Origin of the sequence: Natrinema sp. SYSU A 869 (genome assembly GCF_019879105.1) — an archaeon.
Lineage (GTDB): Archaea > Halobacteriota > Halobacteria > Halobacteriales > Natrialbaceae > Natrinema.
The window spans coordinates 632,744-652,103 of sequence record NZ_CP082247.1; the positions used below are offsets into that span (position 1 = coordinate 632,744).

A 19,360-nucleotide genomic window follows, 5' to 3' on the forward strand; every position below is an offset into this window, starting at 1 on the left:
TGCGCACGCCTGCAGCGACACCCGGTCTGTCAGAGCGAGCAGTACAACGGTCTCTGACTGGGTATCGGTTCTGACCGCATTCGCTCCGTCCGACGCCCACGCGCGGACGCTATCAACTTCACGGGTCGCGAGATGCCGCACAGATGAATGTGGCGACACGGAGTGAGCGCCAGTACGATGAGCCACCGAGGCGTGGAACAACTCGCGATTGTCTTTGCTCATAGCCGACCAGGGGGCAGGTCCTCCCAGCCCGCGCCGCGATCGATTGGCCACAGCCCGTGGTCACCCAAGCGCGTGGCAGTGGCCGTCGCTGCTGGCGACGGCGTCCGATCGCGCCGCGAGCGGCGCCTGACGGCGTGGGAGCAGCGAGTGCGCGGGCGATGACCCGAGTCCGCCTTGGGCGCTTGAGCGCCAGGGTGGCAGCACCGGTAGTCGCATCTGGGCACACGCGGCCGCCACCCCAGCAGGGGCTCTCGCACTGTCCGCTACTCCCGGCTCGAGACAGGCCGTTCCCACCCAAAGCGGCCGCTGGACGGCTGGTACTGTGGAACAGCCAGAGACACACATCGTTCCGCTGGAACAGGCCGGTCACCGCCTGCACACGGTTGTATGGATCGGTAATATTATATCAGATCGCAGGATGCTAACTAGTTACATGGTTGGGAATGCCACCCGGAACGTCGAAATGCAGCACTTGTCCAAGAACGTTCTCTGTGAGATACTCTCGCACGAACGGCGCCGGTTCACCCTGTACTGCCTTGAGAGATATCGGACTCCGATGGCACTCGCCGATCTAGCCGACGAAGTAGCACGCTTGGAATATGATGCCGCGACGCTTCTGCAGATCCCAGGTGAAGATGTGAAGGAGATCTATCTGGACCTCTATCATTCTCATATCCCGAAGCTGGAAGAAGCAAACCTCCTTGAATACTCTCAAGAAGAGGACACGGTGTATCTCACATACGAACTCTCCGATCTCAATTTAAGTGAGATTATCTGACTTCTTCGGAGTGGGCGTGACGCTCACCGACCTCGCCGAAGGCCACATTCGGGTTGCCGGTCTTGATTTCGACCGTTCCCAGCTCATTCACCGCAGCATCTGGGCCGATGCTCACATACCCTCGTTCGCCGCGAGCGCTACCGTCTCCCTGGTCGCCACTATCTTCGATATCGACAGGACGCTGTTTGCCCATCTCAACAGGGGGGGATCGGTCCTGGGTCAGAGCGATCGTGGTGCTAAGTCGCTCTTGTGGAGACTGGCGGACGAGTACGTTTACAAACGCCACATACTCCCGCGCTCCGGGCTGAGACGCCGGAAGACAAGAGAGCGGCGATCACTCCGCCGGGTTGTTCAGGCCAGTTCCGCTGTACTACAGCAGAGCGTGTGGGTTTGTCGCGGCCGTCGGGCGAGGCCGGCGTCTTCGGGTCGGCCTTGTTGCTGGGCACTTGCTTGGGGTGGCCGGCGATCGCCCCACCGGAGGCCAGCGTGACGCGAGTGGTCTCGAGCAGTGCAAGCATGGCGCCGGTGGTGATCGCGTGACCCAAAGGGGGCGCCAGCAGCCAGTGACGGCCTGGGCGCATGAGCTACTCCTCATCGACGGTACCAGAGACGTCGCACGGAACATACCGCTCGCGGGGGATAGTCGGTCGCGTCGCGGCAGGCTCACTTGGGAGAGTTGGCTCGGCCAGTTCCGCCAGCCGGGTTTCGCCGGCCGCAGTAATTTCGTAGACGCCACCGGTGGTCTGGCGGACGTCGCCAGTCGACTGCAGGGCGGCACACCGTTGGGCGACCGTCAGTGGATGGGCCTCACAGTGGGCCGCAAGCGGCGCTATTTCGAGCGGACCGTGTGCGGCAAGCACGGCCAAGGCCGTCTGCCGTGAGCAGGAAGTCATGGCGCAACACGGTATGTAATGGTCTATCATGATATAAATCCCGGGGTGACGTCTCTCCTCGCCCGGACCGTAAGGCGGTGGCCCTCCCCTCGCCGCCATCGAGACGCACGACCGGACCGGCGACGCTGCCGACACCAGTCCGGACGTCCTGCTCGAGCGCGGCACAACGCTGCGCGACCAGCACGTCGTCTGCGACGAGTGGTCCGCGACCGAGCGCCACCTCGAGGACGTCCTCGCCTGACATGACCACGGGGAGCGGCCCGCAGGCCGGCTCTATTGCGAGCATAAACCCGCGCACGGTTGGCTCCTGAGCAACGAGCTGCTCGAGGTTTCGTCACGGGCAGCTACGCGCTGCGCGACGGCCCTCGCCTGTGGTCACCCGTGGCGAGCCACCGACCGCGACCGCCACTCGGATCACCGGACTCACTATCGGCCGGGCGAGCAGCCGGGCGCTACGTTCATTGGTGGCACGCGACTACCACGGCTAACCGCGATTCGTATGAGCAAGTACGACGACCTCTTCGCCGAGACCACGCCGGATGAGAGCGTCTTCGCCGACAAGGGGGTACTTGATCCCCTCACGAAGCCCGTGGAGATCTCTGCCCGCGACGCCCAGGAACGCGAGTTCGCCAGGATTCTCACTAGCGTCCACGACGGCTACCTCCCGCCGACGGTCGCGGTGTACGGCCCGCCCGGCATGGGCAAGACGCTGACGACGCGGCGGGTCTGCCGCGAGTTCGCCGCCCGCCACGACGCCGTTGCGGTGGAGTACGTGAATCTCACGGAGTGTCGGACGCTGTTCAGCGCCGCCAACGAAATTTTGGCCGCGCTGACCGGCGCCAAGAAGGGGGCCTACGAGGGGGTGGACGGCGTCTTCGCCGGGCTCTGGGCGGCCCTCGCCGACTACCCCGCCTAAACGGTGCTCCTCCTCGATGAGATCGACCACGTCCGCCACGACGCGAACGAGTTCCTCTACTGGCTCTTGTGCGGCGAGGGCACCCGCGCTTGCGGAAGCAATCGCTGTCGCGTCCACACCTGAACGGCCGACACCGTCGGACACGATGGTGTATCCACTGCTGTTTAAGGTCGTACGGAGCGAGTATTCAGATATGGCCACGGATCTCACCGAGCGGGTGCAAGAGATCGCCGACGCACGAGGAAAACGCGAATCGGAGATCCTCGAACAAGCCCTCGAGCGTGGCGTCGAAGACCTCTGGATCGAGGTCGTCCTGTCGCGATACGTGAACGACGAAATCGATCGAGAGACGGCAATCGAACTCGTCGGTCGGGACCGGGTCAAGCGTGCAGAACGCGAACTGCAGGCGGTTTCCGACGATGTGCAGTGGGGGCTCGATGCGTGAGTCTCGCGGTCGCTGACACGGGGCCCATTATTCATCTCGACGAGATCGATGTGCTCCACGTGCTCTCGACCATCGATCACGTTCTGCTTCCACAGACAGTGTACGATGAACTCGCGGCGGGCACGGTTCCGCCTGCGCTCGGCGACATCGAGTACGAACTCGTCGAGGCCGACGCGGCCGCACTCGATGTGGAGTTGGATCCCGGCGAGACAGCCGCTCTTGCGGTCGCGGCTGAACGTTCAGCGGTGTTTCTGACCGACGACCTTGCAGCCCGGAACGCCGCTGCGGAGCGCGGTGTCGAGGTGCATGGGTCGATCGGGATTCTCGTGCTCGCGTATAGCCGTGGCGAGCTCAGTAAACCGACGGCGATCGACCACATGCGAGCGCTTCAGGCAGAGACGAGCTTGTTTATCACGGACGCAGTCGTGGAGCGAGGGATTGCGCTGCTCGAGGCGTCGTCCTGACGTCGGTCGCCCGTGACCCGATCGAACGCGTGCGGTGAGGTCTCGCCCGAACGTCACCAGTGTGGCTATCGGGCCGGTATGTGAGACGGTCGTTGCTAGCACGCCACTCCCACGGGTACTCCCGACCGCGCTACGATGCGACGCTCATCAGCGATCCCGAACGGCTGTGCACGACTATGCCGGTGCGTTCGCCCCGCGTTGACCCTGTACGGGCACCAGCAGTCCGACGAGCGCCTGCCCCGGTATGCGGCAGTCGGCTCGCAGTTGCGTGGGGCACGCCGTCGGCTGCAGCGTCGACCACCGAACCGGTCCGACCGGCACCGGTCGCGCACGGGCGATACGTTCATTGCTGGCACGCCACTACCACGGTCAATTGCGATCGTATGAGCAAGTACGACGACCTCTTCGCCGAGACCGCACCTGCGGACAGCGTCTTCGCCGACAAGGGCGCGCTCGATCCGCTCGCGGAGCCTGCGGAGATCCTCGCCCGCGGTGCCCAGGAACGCGATCTCGCCACGATCCTCGCTGGCGTCCACGACGGCTATCTCCCGCCGACGGTCTCCATCTATGGCCCGCCGGGGACCGGCAAGACGCTGACGACGCGGCGGGTCTGCCGCGAGTTCGCCGCCCGCCACGACGCCGTTGCGGTGGAGTACGTGAATCTCAAGGAGTGTCGCACGCTCTTTAGCGCCGCCAACGAGATCCTGTACGCGCTGACCAGCACCAAGAAGGGTGCCTACGAGGGGTTGGATGGCGTCTTCACGGGGATCTGGGACACGCTCGAGGCGTATCCTGAGTGGACTGTCCTGCTGCTCGACGAGATCGACCACGTCCAGCACGACACGAACTACGAGCCCAACGAGTTCTTCTACCGGCTGCTCCGCGGCGAGGGGAAGCTCGCCCGCGGGATCTCGCTCTCGGTCTGGCTAGTGAGCAACGAGTTGCTCGAGGTCGACCTCCGGCTGGACAGCCGCGTCGCAAGCGCGATGAGCGACGAGGCGGTCTGCTTCCCGCCGTACGGGGCCGATGAGTTAGCGGCACTCCTCAAGCCCCGACTCGAGCAGGCGTTTCGTGACGGCGCGGTGCCGACGGAGGTCCGCGACGAGGGCGCCCGGGAGGCGGCCCGGCGGTGGGGCGACGCCCGGAAGGCTCTGACGCTCTTTCGCCAGGCCGGCGAGACGGCCAACGACCGCGGGTTCGCCCGGGTGACCGACGAGTGCATCGCGGCGAACCTCGAGGCGACCGAACGCGAGGCGACCATCGCGAAACTGCTCGCCTTGCCGGCAAACCACTTCCTCGTGCTCACCGGCGTGACGGGCTGGGATCAGGGGACGACGATCAAACAGCCCGTGACGACGGCGGAGATTCACGAAATCGTGCGGAGCGACCAGGTCCCGGCCGCCCTCCGCTTCGGCGAGCGCACGATCCGCGAGGCCGTCACCGATCTCGAGACGATGGGCCTCCTCGAGACCTGGATCGACTCACGGGGCCGTGACGGCCGGGTCAAACAGATCGAGACGACGTTCGACCCCGGTTGGGTTCGGGAGGCGATCGAACCCTACGCCGCGACGTCGCCGGCGTTCGCCGCTGTCAACGATACTTAAGTCAGGGCAGCTTCCTATGAAACTGGAATAAAGCGTCTCAGACGACATTCTTACTCATCTCTGGGCAAGAGTCGCCGCTACCTGTTTCACTTTCACTTCGGTATCCGGCAAGTTATACCGGACAGTCACGAACACTATCCCATGAGCCGCCCACCCACACCGTCCGGTCGCGACCGGCTGCGGCGCGTGGCCGGTGCTGGCTGAGTGGTGGCTCCCCGCACCATGACGGCATCCAGTCCCCCTCCGAACGCACCGACCGCGAGGCAGTCCTCGACCGCCTCGCCGACACCATCGAACTCACCCACGACCGAATCGCGGCCAGCGACCCCGACACGGCCGCCGAGCAGGAACTCCAGATCAAGTGGATCCGCACGCTCGGCTATCTCTCGGGGCAGTACCGCAAGCTGCTCAAAGACGAGGACCTCGACGAGATGGCCGCGGAACTCGACCTGCTGCACGCCGACGACGGAGGACCGCGATGAGCGATCCGACCAAACGCGAACTCGAACGGGAACTCGCGGCCCTCAAACACCAGTTGGAGGGGCCACCAGACGACGCCCCGACCGACGTGACGGTCCAGTGGCGCGACGCCGCCCCCGAGGCCCGGCCCACGGGGATCGACTACGATCCCGAGACGGCCACGCTCACCTACGATCTCTGGGCGGCCCAACGGGAGTGTCTCGCGGCGCTCACCGGCGGCGAAGCGGATCTCGTCGCCTGCCTCGCGGGGTATGGCAGCGGGAAGTCCATCCTGGGCGCGCGCTGGCTGCTCACCCAGGCGCTGGCCCACCCCGACAGCCGGTTTCTGGCGATGGGCGTCGACTTCACCAAGGCCCGCGACAGCACGTTTCGCATCCTGTTCGACCAGCTTGCCCGGCACACGGACGGCGATGGTGACACGGGCCCACAACGGGCCCGAAACCTCGCCGGTGGTCGCCGACTACACCCGCAGCGCCAACCGACTGACGCTGACCACCGGCGCGACGATCATCCTCGGGGCGGCCGACAGCTGGAACCGCTACGCCGGCGACGAGTTCGGCGCCATCTGGCTCGACGAGCCCAGCCACTACGAGGCCGACCTCCACGACCTCCTCGAGATGCTCGGCAGCCGGCTGCGCGGCGTCGCCGGGCCGAAAGTGCAGTGTTGGACGCTGACCGGTAACGGCTACAACGACGCCTGGGAGATCCTCGGCCAGCGCCAGGACAAAACCGGCGACCCGATCGGGCTCGCCATCGAGGTGGTGCGGGCGTCGACGCTCGACAACCCGTATCTCGATCCGGGCACCCGCGAGCGCTTCGAACGCCAGTACGCCGACACCGACCGTGAGGCCCAGGCGCTGCGCGGGGGGTTCGCCGCCGCCCAGGGATTGGTCTACAGCGGTTTCAGCCGCGATCGACATGTGATCCCCCATGCCACCGCTTGCGAGCGTGCCGGCGACAGCTGGCGGGTCTACGGCTACGACGCCGGCTGGGACGACCCTCGGGTCTGTCTCGAACTCGGCAAGACGTCGTACGAGCAACTCGTTGTCCTCGACGCGTTCTACGAGTCGGAAAGTCACCTCGAGGACGTCCGGGCCTGGCTCGCCGACAACGGAAAGCCACGGGGGACGATCTACTGCGATCACGAACCCGCCCAGATCGACAAGCTCAACCGCGCGGGCTACTCCGCCGAGAAAGCGACGAAGGACCTCGACGAGGGGATCGCCGAGGTGCGCAAACGCCTCGAGGCCGACGGCAATCTGCCCGTCGACAACCGTGAGAAGGTAATCATGGTCATGGGTGGGGTTCCCGGCGGCACCCACCTCTCGTCGCCGACGGGGGAAACGCGGCGCGCGGGCGAGCCACCCTGTGGCGAGACAGCCAGCGCTGAGGCAACGCAATCAGAACAGCCCACCGTTGGGCTCCTGATTTCCGAGCGCTGCCAGCACCTGATCCGGGAGTTCCTCGGCTACAAGGCAGACCACGTCGGCAAGGCGACCGCCGAGGACCACTGTCTCGATGCGCTGCGCTACGCCTGCATGAGCGTCGCCGGGCGATAAGTGCCCGCGAGTACTGGTCGCTACTCGGTGACGAGCCGGCCGGCTGCCGCCGCCCGTGCCCTCGCGGTCGCGGCCCGTCTCCTCGCCGCGGAGCCATGGAGTCGATTGCCCAGCCTCGGACAGCCGCTCGCGGTGGGCGGTCAGATGCCCCTGTGGAAGGCGGCTCGCAGTAAGCGGACACGACACTGGCACCCGGTGACGGCCGTCCGAACGGGCTACCGGACCCAGCTCGGGGGGAGCTATACGACGTTCGCTACCGAAGGGGGCGCATGGACCGCCGCAAGCGGCTTGGATTGCGGCTGCACCGCGCGCTGCTTTATTGGGGGCTGCTACGTCACCCACGCGGGCGAGCGGCGGCCCGCGAGCGGTATACGCCGACCGGCAAGCGCCGGGCGCCGCCGGACGACCCCGAGGCGGCTGATGGCGGCGACCGATCCGGCGACTAACCGGCGGCCGGTGGCCGTGGCGCGGTGAGCGGGTGGCGGCCGCTGCGCTCCCAGCGGGTGGGGGCACGACCGGCCGGTTAGCGACCGAGCCCCACGGCTGGCGCGCTCACTCTCACTCTCTGTCTCTCGTCCGGATCGCAGCCTCGAGCAGTGCGAGCGTGGCGCCGGTGGTGATCGCGTGACCCAAAGGGCAAAGGGGCGCCAGCAGCCAGTGACGGCCTAGACGCGTGAGCTACTCCTCATCGACGGTACCAGAGATGTCGCACGGAACATACCGCTCGCGGGAGATAGTCGGTCGCGTCGCGGCAGGCTCACTTGGGAGAGTTGGCTCGGCCAGTTCCGCCAGCCGGGTTTCGCCGGCCGCAGTAATTTCGTAGACGCCACCGGTGGTCTGGCGGACGTCGCCAGTCGACTGCAGGGCGGCACACCGTTGGGCGACCGTCAGTGGATGGGCCTCACAGTGGGCCGCAAGCGACGCTATTTCGAGCGGACCGTGTGTGACAAGCACGGCCAAGGCTGTCTGCCGTGAGCAGGAAGTCATGGCGCAACATGGTAGATAATGATCTATCATGGTATAAATCTCGAGGGTGACGTCTCTCCTCGCCCGGACCGCAAGGCGGTAGCCCTAACCTCGCCGCCATCGAGACGCACGACCGGACCGGCGACGCTGCCGACCGGACCAATCCGGACGTCCTGCTCAAGCGCGGCACAACGCTGCGCGACCAGCGGCTGGAGGCACGAACGGCCGGTGCGCGACCGAGCCCCATGGCTGGCGCAGTCTCTCTGTCTCTCGTCCGGATCGCGGCCTCGCGCGGCGGGCAGTCACCGTTCGAGTGGGCGCACCCAGCGGCTACCGATTAGCGACGCGCCTATACCGTAGTGAACCGCCGCGAGCAGGAGGTGCGAGCCACGGCCCACACCACCACTCGCGGGCGGTGGGCGCCGGCCCGCTGGTGGGTCGGGGAACCCCGATAGGACCGATCCGGACTGGGCGCCGGTGTGGTGCTCGACACCAGCCACGCCGCGTGCGGCTCGAGCGACGCCAAATCCGGCCGCGTCGCCAGCCGGCTGGGGAGCCGGCGGCGTGGGGAGACGCCGACCCGTGGGCCGGATGGGGCAGGTGCAGACTGCCACGAGAGGACAGGGCGCCCGCCGAGCCGTTCGGCCCGTGCCCAGGCACCCCACGCATCAGCAGGACGCGGCTGCCGTCGGTGCCGATGGGGCCACTGCTGTGAGACCGTAGTTGAACGCCGTATTGCCGCTCGCACGCGCCGGATGCTGGGAGGCGTACGCCTGCCACTCGAGCGTATAGTCGCCGTCCAACTCGAGGACGCGATCTTGACTCGCACGCCGACGTGCCGCCTCGGGCCAGGCCAGCCGCCCGCCGACAGTCCGGCCGTCAGAGAGTGTCAATGCGTCGTCATTCGCCCCGCTGGACTGGTTGTCCCATGTAAGGGTGTCGGTCGTCAGTATCACCGCCACACCCCGATCACAGTGCCCGGCCGCGACACGCGTTTCGAGCCGCTCGAGATCGGCGAGAGACGCATAGCAGCCCATATCCGTCGGGTCATTGCCAAACTGAAAGGTCTCGTCGGCCGGCTGTGCCTCGAACGGCTTCGTTGGAGACGTCAGTTCCACGGCCATGGTGGTCTCGCCGTCGGCCAGCCAGAGATCAACGATGACATCGCCGACCGGATACTCGGCGCGGATCGTCAGCGACGGGAACTGCCGGTGGAGTGCCCACGCAAGTGCCTGCTTGAAATCGGCTTCGCTGTGGAAGACGCGTGGGAGCTGCTCGAGCGAGGCGGCAAGGAGCGCGGCCTGCATACGTCGTCTCCACTGAGAGTGCTCATAAGCCCTGTCGAAGCTCTCGCACAGCGCAATCCCCCAGTAGTGATTAGCCCTCCAACCCACTATTGGCTTCTCTCTTCGAAACCAGAGAGGAGTTGCGCTACGAACCACCAATCTCTTCGACGTCTTCTGCCTGGATCTCGAATCCATACGTGAGGTCACCAACAGAAACCGAACGCTTCCATCCTGTAAGTGCAAAGTCAGCTGTGTCGCCCGGTTCGAGGTCGACAGTCTTCATCCGGTGCTCACCGTCCGGTCCTCTCACGGTGAGCCGATAGTCCGCAGTAACGTTCTTCACTGTCGCGGACCTGCTACTGTATTCGGCGTCATAGACTGGAGCATACTCAGTACCGCCAATCTCGAAGGAGATCGAGGAATCTATCACTTCAAGTTTCCCTTCGAGCTCAGGGTCCAGATCAAAGTCAGGCTCAAGTTCGTCGATCGGGACAGAAACGCTAACACGCCGAACATCAATTTCATACTCGGCTGCCCCCTCACAGTTTTCTAAGCTCATACTCGAGTAAATTCGCCTCTCGCCTTTTTCAATACGCTCTCTGCCTGTACCCGGTCCGCCAGGGGTACCTATCCGCGTAATTTCTTCCCCATCATCCGAATAGACACTCACCTCAGCTCCGAAGGAGAGGAGGTACGTTTCGGGAGTGGTTTTCTCGACCTCTATGCGGGCCTCACACTCGTCTGACCCATTCCGTATGAGTGCGTGATCCTGAACCTCCAGATGCTCTGCAGCTCTCTCGGAGAGGATTACTTCCCCCTCTGCATCGATCTCCTCGTTGTGATCGTTGACCAGTTCAGCTTCTTCGATCTCATAGTCCGACGTTCCAATCTGAACGAGATAACTCTCGACGTCTTCGGTACAGGATCCCTCAATTTCCTTTTCATCTGATTCGCCTGGCTCAAGGTTAGTGAACCCACGATCGAGATCATCGCTATTCACGGTCGCACTGACGACGTAATCGTGAGTGACGTTTGTGACACCGATAGTGACCCGACACTGGCCACTCCCGGGTTCGTCTACCCAGTTGAACCCGTGGTCGACTTCGATCTTGTCCTCGAGTTCGGGATGGATGTCGACGTCAGCCTCTATCGCGTCGGCAGAGATGATAGCACTAAAATTCACGACCTCGAACGTATACTGGTCAGTACCTTCGCAGTCATTGAAACTGACCGTGTAGAATCGATTCTCGTCCTCACCGAGCTCGCCCCTCTCAACACTTGGTCCAGCTTTTTCTGCGATCGTCTCACCGTCGTCAGAATAGAGCGTTACCTTCGTCTCAAAGGAGACGTGGTACTCGTCGTCGCTGCTGATTCGTTCGAGTTCCGCGGCAAACTCACACCCGGCCCCGTCCGAGTCGAGTGCGTGATTGAGAACGTCCAGATGCTCTTCTGCTTTATCAGGAAGGATTACATCTGGTTGCTCTTCTGGTTCGGCGTCCTCATCGTCTTCAGCGTCGCCCTGATCTTGATCCTGCTCCTCTTCGCCCTGGATTTCGTATTCCTCTTGATCGGTATCGTTAGTACTGTTGTTCCCATTCAGGCCATCGTTTTCGTCTCGATCCTGATCTTCGATGTCACCACTAGCTTCCTCTTCAGACTCGTCCTCAGCCTCGGAACAGCCAGCGAGTGTCGTAGAGAATATAATTCCAGTACCCGCTAAGACCGATCGTCTATCCATACTGATATTTTTGAGAGCTTATTAATAATATTGGCGAAAATATTGTATATATGTATTATTTTATAATCGTTCTGTGTGCATCCACCTCGTCGTGAACGGCGGGAAGGAGGTCAACAAGACGCCACCAGTCGTATTGAATCGGTCGCCAGCACCCTCGGTCGCGAGCCACAACGAAACGGTGAGTGGTGCCACTGAGACAGCGGATCGCGGCAGCATGAATGCTGCGACCGGATTTGTCCGTAGCCTCCGTCGAACGGCACACCAAACGGGCTGCGCTGCTGGATCTCGCCAAGACACGAGACAGCGCGGTTTCAGCCTCGAGTACCTCACTGCCACCGGTCGTGATAGGCCACTTGTATCTCTCGTGTCCACAAATCGGTCCCAGCGTGGCTTCGTTTCGTTCTCGCCACACCAACGCTATGACCGCCTAGCTCATATCGTGCGACTAGAGACCGCTGCTCGAAGGAACGTATCGCGCGAGGCGGGTACCCTTTCGAGTTAACAGTGCTGTCAGCCCGTTCCTTCGCTACAGGTAGGTCTCGAGGGAGGACTCGAGCTTCGCTGGCTATAATAGAATCTAATACGGAATAGCCAACCCTAGAGCAGGCTATTCTGGGTTTGATTATTCGGCAGGTTACTCCTCGCGATTGCTGCCCGAGCGCCATCGCAGGCGCACCTCATGGGTCGTTCCGTCCTCGTCCTCTCGAGTCCCCTCGGTTACGGAGATGGGCTCCTGTGGCGAGTTGCGCTCGGCGACGGTGGTCTCGTTCACCGAATGCATTCCCTCGACGTTCGTTGGAGACGTCCCCTCGGAGTGATCGGTAAGATCCTCCCGGAGCTGAGAGAGGTACGCCGCCACCTCGTCGCGGTTCATGTCTGCATCCAGCACCGAAGGTTCGATCCGCGTCTCGACAACCTCGCTGGCACGACCGATGATGACTGCGTTGACCACCGCACCCAGCAGCAGGATGACGCCGCTGAAATACAGCCAGGTGACTAACAGGATGATACTCGCGATAAGATTGCCCCCACCTCCGCTCAGGGATGCATACACCTGGAACAGCACCTGTAGGACCGCCCAGCCGACGGCCCCGACAATCGTTCCTGGGAGCACGTCCCGTGGCTCGACGTCGATCTCTGGAAACAGGTAATACATCGGGAAGAACGCGATAACGAGCCCGACGACGAGCAGCAGGGGGACCGCAAACTCGATGAACGGGACAAACGAGAAGAACGCGACCACGCTGGTGGCGACGACCATCGCGATGATCCCCAGCGTGAGAGTGATCAGCATCAGCAGTCCGTTTTTGATTTGGCCGACGAACGACTCCTGCGTGGTCGTCTCGTAAATCTCCGAGAAGGCGGTGTCAATCCCGCGGAACACCTTGAGCGCCCCCCAGACGAGCGTGAGAATCCCGATGATGGACGCGCTGACGGTCGATCCGGCGCCGGCGCCTGACTGTTGTTCGATCATCACCTCGATAACCCCGCCGACCGACTGAGAGACGTTGCTGGTAGCGAGCTCGATGACCCGCTGCTGCAGTCCGGGATCAACGAACGATACCGCGAGGAGGAAGAACATGACCAGCGGAACGAGCGAGATGAACGCGCTGTAGGCGATACTCCCGGCAAGGAAGGTGATGTTCTTCTCGCTAAAAACGGTCTTGACTACCTTCGCCTGCGACACAGCCGACTCGGTATTCATGGTTTCCGTATCACAGTCCGGACAATTAGTCCATGGGCTTGGATGCAGTCCACCTTCCATGGGCAACGGCCGTCTTCAGGGCCTTCAGGTGGACTTCCTGTCTGTCAGAAATCACTTTCATTTCAGTGTCAACCGCATCGAGCTCCGGAACTGTTCTCCGTGGACAGCCGTCGTCTCCCGTTAGGTATTCGAAGCCGTCGCTACTCTGTGACTGCCGAGACTGCTCGAGCGGGGACACCCACAGCTACCGAACCGACATTACACCCGCCAGCATGATGGTCACTGGTGTCGTAGCGGGGGTGTCTCGATCTCTCGAGGTGGGTTCACCAGGTCGTGTCCATGGTCATCCGAAGACGTCAGCTGTCTTCGGAGGCCGTCTCGCTCGTGATCGCCTTCGCATCGGTGCTCGAGTCAGTCGGGACCGCGGTGCTCGAGTCCGGACCGATATGTGAGTTAATTCCCGTACTGGCACTCGGCGCCGTCGTCTCACCGGGTATCTCGGCGTCTCTCGGAAGGATCACCCGGCGCTCGGTGTACTCGAGGCTGTTCTTCCGTTGCGTGCGTTTGCGGACCGCGAGGCGGTGTTTGGAGAGTTCGAGGACCGCGTCGATCGTCCTCGAGACGAGTTTCTTCGCGTAGGTTTCGCTGATACCGTCTTCCTGTCGGCGGATCCAGTGTTTCAGGTCGGAGGCGGTGACGTACTCGTCGATGGATTTGCAGCCGTCCATCCAGGGATCGTCGCCGACGGTCGGGTCAGTTCTAGCCTGCCAGAGTTTCGCGGCCAATCGCGTCGGGAGGGAGTTGGCGGTCGATCGGCGCATGTCCGCATCCATCCGCGCGAGTTGCTGGATCGGCAGGAGGTCTCCGTGGGCGAGGGCAACGGTGTCGGTTCCGTCCAGGGGATCGCTCGAGTCGGGGACGCGGTAGTACGGGCGTCCGTCGTCTTTGGTGAACTTCTCGAGGCGATCGCCGGCGATCCGGATCTCGTGGGGGGTGACGGTGTCCGTTCGGAGGTGAGCTCCCTTCTCGAGTTCGCGAGACTGGAGTTCCCGGACGCGGTCCTTGTTGGCGGCCGCTTTCCTGAGTGCGGCCTCGGCGGCGCGGTTCGTCTCGGTCGCCCGGGACTCGCACTCGGTCAATCGGTGCTCGAGATCAGTGATTCTGCCGTCCTTTTGATCGCACTCCTCTTCGAGGGCTGCGATGCGCTCGTTCTTCCGATCGCACTCCGCCTCGAGATCGGTGACGCGGTCCTCGAGGGCCGTCACGTGATCGCGGAGCGCCTCGAGTTCGCGCACGAGGGGCTGCTGGTCGCTCGAGTCACTCCCCATCGCGATCACCCTGCTCGTGTGTTGGGTCGTCAGCGCGTTCGACGTCGTCGACGGTCCCCGGAGCTGGTCCACGGTAGGTCGTCGTGAGCGAGTCACAGCCGATGACCGTCGGGGGATCACCGTCGTCCGACCGCTCGGGAAGCATCACCCCCGATCCGAACAGCTCGAGGCCGACGCGCATCGCTTCCGCATCGATCTCTCGGAGTCGGCGTGTCGTTTCGCGGTACGTCTCGTCGTCGATCGCGAGCTCGGTGGTCTCGTCGGCAGTTCGGACGTCCGTGAGGATACTTCGGGTTAGTTCGGTGATCGACTCGAGGCGTTCGCGGATGGAGTCGTCAGTGATCTTGCCATCGCTGGCTCGAGCGGTCGGCGTCGATGCGTGTGGTCGGTCGGGGCTTTCAAGACCCCGCGAATCGTCGTTTGACATGGCTTCCGTAGGGAGGTTACGGGAGCTTCTCGCGGACTCGGTGCCGCAAACACCGATCCGCTATTCTGTAACTCTGAAACCGAGAGAGTCACGTAGAGCTTCCGTACACGGTACGATGCACTCCCCTGACATAAATCTTGACTACATATGGCGTTTGGTTAAGACTGCAAATGGTGTTTTACCCCCTCGAGATGCTACTGGTTTTTCTGTGCTGCTGGCGGTGTATCGCGAATATATGGTCGAGCGGGTCCCATGGATGGCTCCTGTTGATTACGAGATTCTGCTCTTCTTCGACGAGCACCATATCCAAGTTTCTCCAAAAGTGATTGCAGCGAACATCGACTACGATCGTCAGTATGTGGGTAAGCGATGTGGGACACTCGCTGATGCAGATCTTCTGGAATCCGTTGGTACCGGCCTCTATCAGCTCACGGATACCGGGCACGCATATCTCGAGGGCCAACTCGACGTGAGCGAACTCGAGATTGACGAGTAGTTTGATCGGACTTCGACTGCGTTACTCGTTTTGATTGCTACTACTCAGAAAGCCCCGCCCGCGGTGGCTTGGTCGATCACTTCAAACCGATACCGGTTGAAAGAGATAGCCCCATTCGTATTAGCCGATCTCCGCTGAAGTGATCGTATGGGCCTCCGAAAGCGCCTTGGGTTACGGCTGCACCGGGCACTGCTTTACTGGGGGCTCCTAGACCATCCGCGCAGTCATGAATACGTGAAAGAGCGGTACACGCCCCTCGGTGGGGTACGGGAGTCGGATTCCCTGGACGAAAATAACGGCTCTGGAGAGCGATGAAAATTGAAGCACTATGTTATCCCATCATTCGAGAGATGGTTCCCGATCAGTTCCGCAGTAGCTTGCGAGTCTACCACTCGTCGTCGATCGCACGACGGTAACACTGTTCCGCTTGTTCAGCGACGGTATCCCAGTCATATTGTTGGGCTCGGGCCGTGGGTTCCGTGTTCGGCCGCTCGCCAGTGAGGGCTCGCTCGAGTACTGCTGCGAGGTCGTCGGCGGTCGGAGACGCGAGGAAGCCCGCGTCACCGATGACCTCGGAGGCAGCTGATTCGGGATGCTCCGCTGCGATAACGGTACAGTCCGCGGCCATCGCCTCCGCGAACGTGATCCCGAAGCCTTCGCGGGTCGAAGGCGAGGCGAAGACGTCCGCCGCGCGCATGTGGGCGAGTACGTCGTCGTACTCCTCTAAAAATCCGAGCATCGTCACGCGGTCGGCGTGCTCGAGGGCTTGGGCTTGTTTCTCGAGGCGATCGCGTTCTGGCCCATCACCGATGATGCCGAGGGTCGCGTCGGGGACAGTGTGTGCAATTTTGTCGAAGGCCTCGAGGAGCAGATCGACGTGCTTGTCCTTGATCAGGCGGCCCGCGTAGAGGACGGTGAAGCCATCACTTGTCGGCTCTGTCGATTCGATCTGGTTCACGTCGATTCCGTTCGGGACGACCTCGATCCGATCCCGGGACGGGCCGATTTCGGTGAGTCGATCGGCGGTGACGCTCGAGACGGCGATCGGATAGTGTGGCGTTTTGGCCGTGAGTCGCTCGATGCCCTTGCCAAAGGGAGCAAGCCGACCGAGGTAATCATCCCAGTAGTCGAGCCAGACTTCGTGCCAAGTTGTGATTAGCGGCGTGTCGGTTCCGAGGGTGGTGAGCTTCGAGGCGAGGACGGGAAAGTAAGGAAAGAGAGATGCGACGATGATATCGTGATCGTCGACGTTTCGTCGGAGATGTGGGAGTAACCGAGCGGAGAAGTCAATCGCTTCCGTGATCGATCGGCGTTCGTCCTCGTAGAGCTCTTGCGCCGGTGCGACGCCGTAGAGTGTCATCCCTTCATAGTCCATCACCTGTGGACCGTCCCAGAAGTGGCGGCCGTAAATCGTGACATCGTGCCCCTCTGCTGCAAGGCGAGTGCCGATTTCGTGGATGCGCTTTTCCGCACCGCCTTTCACGAAAGGAAAAACAACGTTCGTCACGAAACCGATATCCATCGATGACAGGTAGGCGAACGGGTGCTAATGACCTTACGGTATGACATCGGTGTGTTGTCTCGAAGTCTAAAATTATAACACCCTCCCACCAGTTCTCACGAGTAATGAGTATAGAGCCGGACAATGTGATCTTGCTTTCGGCGGACGCCCTCCGGGCGGATCATCTCTCCTGTTATGGCTATCATCGGGATACCTCACCCGTGTTAGATGAGTTCGCCGAAGAGTCGATTCGGTTTACCCAGGCCTATAGCGCGAGTTCTCACACCCGCGAAGCAGTCCCCGCATTACTCACTGGCGAGTATCCCGACGTCGCCATCGACGCGAATTATCGGCTCGTGGCGGACACGATCGCGTCTCGGCTTTCGGAGGCAGGGTTCAAGACTGGTGGTTTCCACTCGAATCCGTTCGTCTCGAGAGCATATGGCTTCGATCAGGGATTCGACGAGTTCGATGACGACCTCCACTTCGGGCAGCACAAGCTTGTTGCGCTAGCCCAGCGAGCATTGGATAAGTTGCGGAATCGGCACTATGCTCGAGCGGAAGAGATCAACGATCGGTCTCTCTCGTGGGTTGATTCGTTGGCTTCTAACGACTCGTTCTTCCTCTGGAATCACTACATGGATACGCACGGTCCATACGAACCACCGGAAGACTACCAGCGGCTGTACTGTCAGGAGACGGTTTCGGATAGCAAAGCTCAATCACTCTACCAGCGTGCGATCAAGGACCCGGATTCGATTACGGATGAAGAACGCCAACTGTTGATCGATCTGTACGACGCCGAAATCCGGTACAACGACGAACGGATCGGAGAGTTTCTGGAATCGCTTCGAAAGCGGAATCTGCTCGAGGATTCGTTGCTGATTGTTACAGCTGATCATGGCGACGCCTTTGGGGAACACGGCTATTACGAGCACCCACGATACCTGCACGACGAGATTACGCATGTGCCGCTGTTCGTCCGTCCACCGGGTGGCGTTGACGGCTCAGAGGTGGCGTCACCGACGAGTACACTAGACGTTGCTGCGACACTCGAGGACGTAGTCGGTGCTACTACGCAGAGTGAGGGACAGTCATTGCTCGAGTTAGGCGGTAAGAGCGATACGGTCGATCGAACAGTATTTCTCCAAGCACGTGGCGAAGATGAGCATAGCCACCTCCGTCGGTACGCGCTTCGGACGGCTGATGGCGCATGTTTCTGCGAACGCGATCGAGAGAACGACATACTCGAGTTTACGTCGTGTACGAGTCGGTCACATCGCGAGGAACTTGAGGCCCATATTGCGGAGCGGGTTCGACGCGAAAACGGTGAAGCAGCGGCAGATGACGGCGAAGTAGACGACGAAATCGAACGACGATTGAGTGCGCTCGGATATAAAGAGTAAATCATGAGAATTGCGATGATTCAAGACGACTGGTGGCCACGAACCGGTGGCGGTCCAGTCCACGTCAAGGAGCTTTCAGTAGCGCTCGCTGATCAATTCGGCCATACGATCGACATCTATACGCGGGCGTTAGACATGGACGGGCAAGCCCACACCAACACGGAGACGTTCGCCAATGGCAACGTGAGAGTGCATCGGTTGAAGCCATCGACGGAGTACTGGAACCCGATCGGTCGCGTCTCGTCCCTCGTGACACCGCTTCCACACCTTGTCACGGAAGATTTCGATATCGTTCACGGTCACACGTTCTTACCAGCAGTCCCGACGCGGACGGCAGGGGCAGTAACCGATGCAGCAACCGTCTTTACAGTTCACGGGACAGCACTGACATCCGGCGTCGGTCGCGATGAGTCTGCTCTGTCCCACGTTAAGCGTCGTCTCGAGCGGCTATTCATCCTCAACTTCGATTACGATCACGTCATCTCGGTCAATACCGAACATCTCGACCTGCTCGGCGACCACCACACGGATCTCTCCTGCGTTCCGAACGGCGTCAACCTCGAGCGATTCGACGTCGATGTCGAGCAGCGTGATGAAATCCTGTTCCTTGGCCGTCTCGCACCCAAAAAACGGGTGAGTGATCTTATCGAGGCCTTCGATCGAATCGCAGACGAAATTCCGGACACGGACCTCGTTATCGTCGGTACTGGACCGAAGAGTGACGAACTGAAAGCGCAGGCGAAGCAACTGGGTATCGACGATCGCGTTCACTTCGAAGGGCGGGTCTCCGACGAGGCGATCCCTCGGTACTATCGGCGTGCCAGCCTGTTCGTGTTACCCTCCGTGTGGGAGGGGCACCCGCTGACGCTGCTTGAGGCATGGGCGGCCGAGGTGCCAGTCATCACGAGCGATGTCGAGGGAATCGCCGAGTTCGTCGACCACGAGGAAACGGGTTACCTCGTTCCGCCGAAGTCGCCGGCCGAGCTCGGCGACGCGATGCAGTACGCGCTGTCGAACCCGGAGGCACGGCAAGAGTGGGCTGCGAACGCCTACGACCTCGTGCAAGCTGAGTACTCGTGGGAAGGGGTGGCCGAACGGACGAACCGCATCTACGAGCGGATCGCGTCGACACGCTGAGCGCAGGAT

Annotated in this window: 18 protein-coding genes and 1 pseudogene; 9 read left to right on the top strand and 10 right to left on the bottom strand. The window is 61.9% G+C overall.

The annotated features are described in order from the left end of the window. Positions 1-544 precede the first annotated feature (544 nt). Complete coding sequence (locus tag K6I40_RS02895) at positions 545-1,000, top strand: hypothetical protein (RefSeq protein ID WP_255681348.1); 456 nt, start codon at positions 545-547, stop codon at positions 998-1,000. On the opposite strand, the gene K6I40_RS02900 is transcribed toward K6I40_RS02895, so the two are convergent. Together K6I40_RS02900 and K6I40_RS02905 are read right to left on the bottom strand one after the other, a co-directional pair. After that, positions 993-1,193: a TRAM domain-containing protein gene (locus K6I40_RS02900; RefSeq protein WP_222912775.1), complete on the bottom strand. Its 201-nt coding sequence runs from the start codon at positions 1,191-1,193 to the stop codon at positions 993-995. The genes K6I40_RS02895 and K6I40_RS02900 overlap by 8 nt on opposite strands. A 391-nt stretch (positions 1,194-1,584) precedes the next feature. Continuing rightward, entirely contained in the window at positions 1,585-1,893 is a 309-nt protein-coding gene (locus K6I40_RS02905; protein ID WP_222912776.1) for a MarR family transcriptional regulator, read from the bottom strand. A gap of 499 nt (positions 1,894-2,392) precedes the next feature. Between K6I40_RS02905 and K6I40_RS02910 the strand changes: the two are divergent. From K6I40_RS02910 to K6I40_RS02925, 4 genes and pseudogenes are all read left to right on the top strand, one after another. After that, positions 2,393-2,890: pseudogene (locus K6I40_RS02910) on the top strand (AAA family ATPase); the annotation flags it as partial. Positions 2,891-3,002: 112 nt separating this feature from the next. Then, positions 3,003-3,254, top strand: coding sequence for a hypothetical protein (locus tag K6I40_RS02915; protein WP_222912777.1), 252 nt, complete (start codon positions 3,003-3,005; stop codon positions 3,252-3,254). Next, positions 3,251-3,718, top strand: coding sequence for a nucleic acid-binding protein (locus K6I40_RS02920; protein WP_222912778.1), 468 nt, complete (start codon positions 3,251-3,253; stop codon positions 3,716-3,718). The genes K6I40_RS02915 and K6I40_RS02920 overlap by 4 nt, the downstream gene beginning before the upstream one ends. A 383-nt stretch (positions 3,719-4,101) precedes the next feature. Further along, positions 4,102-5,322, top strand: a complete 1,221-nt coding sequence (locus tag K6I40_RS02925; RefSeq protein ID WP_222912779.1) for an AAA family ATPase — start codon at positions 4,102-4,104, stop codon at positions 5,320-5,322. A 134-nt stretch (positions 5,323-5,456) separates the two neighbouring features. Here K6I40_RS02925 and K6I40_RS02930 read toward each other — a convergent pair whose 3' ends face one another. Beyond that, positions 5,457-5,780: a hypothetical protein gene (locus K6I40_RS02930; RefSeq protein ID WP_222912780.1), complete on the bottom strand. Its 324-nt coding sequence runs from the start codon at positions 5,778-5,780 to the stop codon at positions 5,457-5,459. A gap of 471 nt (positions 5,781-6,251) precedes the next feature. Here K6I40_RS02930 and K6I40_RS02935 point away from each other — a divergent pair, with 471 nt between their 5' ends. After that, positions 6,252-7,361, top strand: coding sequence for a terminase family protein (locus K6I40_RS02935; protein WP_255681349.1), 1,110 nt, complete (start codon positions 6,252-6,254; stop codon positions 7,359-7,361). Positions 7,362-8,039: 678 nt separating this feature from the next. Here the strand turns inward: K6I40_RS02935 and K6I40_RS02940 are convergent. The 6 genes from K6I40_RS02940 to K6I40_RS02965 form a co-directional block, all read right to left on the bottom strand. Then, positions 8,040-8,348: a MarR family transcriptional regulator gene (locus tag K6I40_RS02940; RefSeq protein WP_222912781.1), complete on the bottom strand. Its 309-nt coding sequence runs from the start codon at positions 8,346-8,348 to the stop codon at positions 8,040-8,042. A gap of 647 nt (positions 8,349-8,995) precedes the next feature. Continuing rightward, complete coding sequence (locus tag K6I40_RS02945; RefSeq protein WP_222912782.1) at positions 8,996-9,634, bottom strand: hypothetical protein; 639 nt, start codon at positions 9,632-9,634, stop codon at positions 8,996-8,998. A gap of 124 nt (positions 9,635-9,758) precedes the next feature. Next, positions 9,759-11,351, bottom strand: a complete 1,593-nt coding sequence (locus tag K6I40_RS02950) for a hypothetical protein (RefSeq protein ID WP_222912783.1) — start codon at positions 11,349-11,351, stop codon at positions 9,759-9,761. 634 nt (positions 11,352-11,985) lie between these two features. After that, positions 11,986-13,056: a YihY/virulence factor BrkB family protein gene (locus K6I40_RS02955; RefSeq protein WP_222912784.1), complete on the bottom strand. Its 1,071-nt coding sequence runs from the start codon at positions 13,054-13,056 to the stop codon at positions 11,986-11,988. Between the two features lie 356 nt (positions 13,057-13,412). Further along, a complete protein-coding gene (locus K6I40_RS02960) occupies positions 13,413-14,384 on the bottom strand; it encodes a hypothetical protein (protein ID WP_255681442.1) in 972 nt (323 codons plus the stop codon). Next, a complete protein-coding gene (locus K6I40_RS02965) occupies positions 14,374-14,811 on the bottom strand; it encodes a hypothetical protein (protein WP_222912785.1) in 438 nt (145 codons plus the stop codon). The genes K6I40_RS02960 and K6I40_RS02965 overlap by 11 nt, the downstream gene beginning before the upstream one ends. A 235-nt stretch (positions 14,812-15,046) precedes the next feature. On the opposite strand from K6I40_RS02965, the gene K6I40_RS02970 reads away from it, so the two are divergent. After that, positions 15,047-15,307: a MarR family transcriptional regulator gene (locus tag K6I40_RS02970; protein ID WP_222913623.1), complete on the top strand. Its 261-nt coding sequence runs from the start codon at positions 15,047-15,049 to the stop codon at positions 15,305-15,307. A gap of 385 nt (positions 15,308-15,692) precedes the next feature. Here K6I40_RS02970 and K6I40_RS02975 read toward each other — a convergent pair whose 3' ends face one another. Beyond that, positions 15,693-16,829 (bottom strand): glycosyltransferase family 4 protein, encoded by a 1,137-nt coding sequence (locus K6I40_RS02975; protein WP_222912786.1) that lies wholly within the window; start codon positions 16,827-16,829, stop codon positions 15,693-15,695. A gap of 104 nt (positions 16,830-16,933) precedes the next feature. On the opposite strand from K6I40_RS02975, the gene K6I40_RS02980 reads away from it, so the two are divergent. Further along, positions 16,934-18,214 carry a sulfatase gene (locus tag K6I40_RS02980; RefSeq protein WP_222912787.1) on the top strand — a complete coding sequence of 427 codons (1,281 nt, stop codon included), beginning with the start codon at positions 16,934-16,936 and terminating at the stop codon, positions 18,212-18,214. Positions 18,215-18,229: 15 nt separating this feature from the next. Beyond that, the gene (locus K6I40_RS02985) at positions 18,230-19,351 is read left to right on the top strand and encodes a glycosyltransferase family 4 protein (protein WP_255681351.1); all 1,122 of its coding nucleotides are present in this window, start codon (positions 18,230-18,232) and stop codon (positions 19,349-19,351) included. Positions 19,352-19,360 lie beyond the last annotated feature (9 nt).